This is a genomic window from Lactobacillus apis (assembly GCF_002837055.1).
Lineage (GTDB): Bacteria > Bacillota > Bacilli > Lactobacillales > Lactobacillaceae > Lactobacillus > Lactobacillus apis.
In genome coordinates, this window is record NZ_PDKP01000038.1 from 1 (window position 1) to 2,489 (window position 2,489).

General features: G+C 38.4%; 2 protein-coding genes. Both read left to right on the forward strand.

Features of this window, described 5'->3' with window-relative positions; translation table 11 throughout:
* The first annotated feature begins 274 nt into the window (after positions 1-274).
* Positions 275-1,771, forward strand: a complete 1,497-nt coding sequence (locus CRG87_RS07640; protein ID WP_074425876.1) for an ABC transporter substrate-binding protein/permease — start codon at positions 275-277, stop codon at positions 1,769-1,771.
* Positions 1,764-2,489: amino acid ABC transporter ATP-binding protein (locus CRG87_RS07645; protein ID WP_101138729.1), on the forward strand; the 726-nt coding region annotated here is incomplete at its 3' end. The genes CRG87_RS07640 and CRG87_RS07645, both read left to right, overlap by 8 nt.

Sequence of the window (2,489 nt, forward strand, 5' to 3'; positions counted from 1 at the left end):
AACACTGATCCTTCAAGAATCAAGCCATACCCTGTAACTGCAGAAAATCAAATGAAAGAAAGTGCAGCTGATGCAGTTTCAGGTGCTTCACACCATTAATAATTAAATAAGATTATCAAGGAGCTTTGTCTATATTGGGTAAATCGATATGCGACAAGGCTTTTTTTTGCGATAAAATATGATAAATGAGAAAATAACTCAAATATATCGTTGTATTCTAATTTTCATATTATTATAATTGCAATAACTATACTAACCTCGGAGGGCAGGAATAATGAAAAAAGCGTGGAAATGGCTTGAAGCGCTTTTGGTAGCAATGATGATGTTGGCGTTAGTGCCACAAACTGTCAATGCTGCCGAAAGTACGCAAGCCCCAAAAGTAACGGATAATTATTTGAAAAAGGTCAAGGAAAAGGGCGAGTTGGTTATGGGAACGAGCCCTGATTTTCCTCCTTATGAATTTGTCCAAAATGTGAATGGCAAATCCAAAGTAATGGGTATGGATATCGAAGTTGGCTGCAAAATTGCCCGAGACATGGGGGTTAAGCTAGTCATTAAAACGATGGACTTTGATTCATTATTGGTTGCACTTGAGACGGGTAAGATTGATATGGTCATTTCTGGAATGACCGCAACCCCGAAGCGGGCGCAAAGTGTTGACTTTAGTCAAACTTACTATAAAAGTGGACAGGATCTAATCATCAGAAAGTCCGACAAAGGTAAATTCCATGATTATCGGTCTTTTAGTGGCAAAGCGATTGGTGCACAAACTGGTAGTATGCAAGCCACACTGCTTAAGGAACAAGCCAAAAAGTCTAAAATCAAAACAATGGATAAGACCAACGATCTTATTTTAGGCCTGAAAACTAACAAGTTTGATGCAGTCTTAGTTGATACTGCATCTGCTGCTGCTTTTGCGAAAAATACAGATGGCATAACATCAATACCTTCTGGACTTAAAATACCTTCTCAAGGTAGTGCTGTAGCTTTTCATAAAGGCGCTAAAAGTTTAGTTAAGTCTGCTAATAAATCAATCGATGAAATTAAAAAGAAGAAATTAGTAACTAAAGTATATTTACCTAATGTTGGTAAATATATTGCTAAAGGCAAAACTAAAAAAGAGGTTAAGGCTTCTAACTCGATGTGGGCCTACAAGGACTTCTTTATTGCTGGTGTTGGCTATACGCTATTTATCTCGGCAATTTCAGTTTTCTTCGGCTTTCTTTTAGGAGCAATCCTAGCCTTAATGCGCTTAAGTCACAATAAAATTGCGCACTCAATTGCTACAGCATATATTGAATTCATTCGTGGCACACCATTAATGGTGCAATTATTATTCATTTACTTTGGCTTAGGCTTAGTTATTAATATACCTGCACTTTTATCAGGAATTATTGCGGTCTCACTGAACTCGGCGGCCTACGTTGCTGAAGTAATTCGGTCGGGAATTAGCTCAATTTCAGTTGGGCAAACTGAAGCTTCTCGCTCATTGGGACTGTCTAAGACTGCTACAATGCGCTATGTCATCATGCCGCAAGCAATGAAGAATATTTGGCCAGCACTTGGTAATGAATTTGTTTCCCTAATTAAGGAAAGTTCCATTGTATCGGTTATCGGTGTGAAGGATCTGATTTACCAATCAAGAATTGTCCAAGCCGATACTTACCGTGGAGTCATGCCATTAGTAATCACTATGATTTTGTACTTCATCATAACCTTTGGCTTGTCTAGCTTAATGAAAGTTTTTGAAAGGAAAATGAATCATGACTAAAAATGCGCCAGTGCTGAAAGTTGAACACTTGAAGAAAACTTTTGGCAAAAATGAAGTTTTAAAAGACATTAATGCAGAAGTTAAAGATGGCCAGGTTATTTGTTTAGTCGGACCATCAGGAGCTGGTAAGAGTACTTTTTTGCGCTGCCTTAACTTATTGGATCAACCAACTGCAGGCAAAGTGCTGTTTGAAGATAAAGAATTAACTGCTTTGAGCGAAAAACAGCTTGATACTTTGCGTGAAAAAATGGGCATGGTGTTCCAACAATTCAACTTATTTCCACATATGAACATTATTGAAAATATTAAGCTGGCACCAATGAAAGTTAAAAACGCTAGTGATGAGGAAGCAACTGCTAAAGCTGTTGAACTTTTAAAACAAGTTGGGCTAGAAGAAAAAGCGATGGCTTTTCCAGCTAATTTATCTGGTGGACAACAACAACGTGTAGCGATTGCGCGTGCATTAGCAATGGATCCTGAAGTAATGCTTTTTGATGAGCCAACCTCAGCATTAGATCCTGAAATGGTCGGGGAAGTACTTAAGGTTATGCAGGATTTGGCTCAAAAAGGAATGACAATGGTTGTTGTTACCCATGAAATGGGCTTTGCCAAAAACGTTGCAGATGAAGTATGGTTTATGGCAGATGGCTATATTCAAGAAAAAGCAACGCCACAAGAGTTCTTTGAGCACCCAAAGACTGAACGTGCGCAAGACTTT

Excerpts from the sequence above, each read along its gene's own strand:
- CRG87_RS07640 (WP_074425876.1), top strand. The coding sequence starts at position 275 with ATGAAAAAAGCGTGGAAATGGCTTGAAGCGCTTTTGGTAGCAATGATG.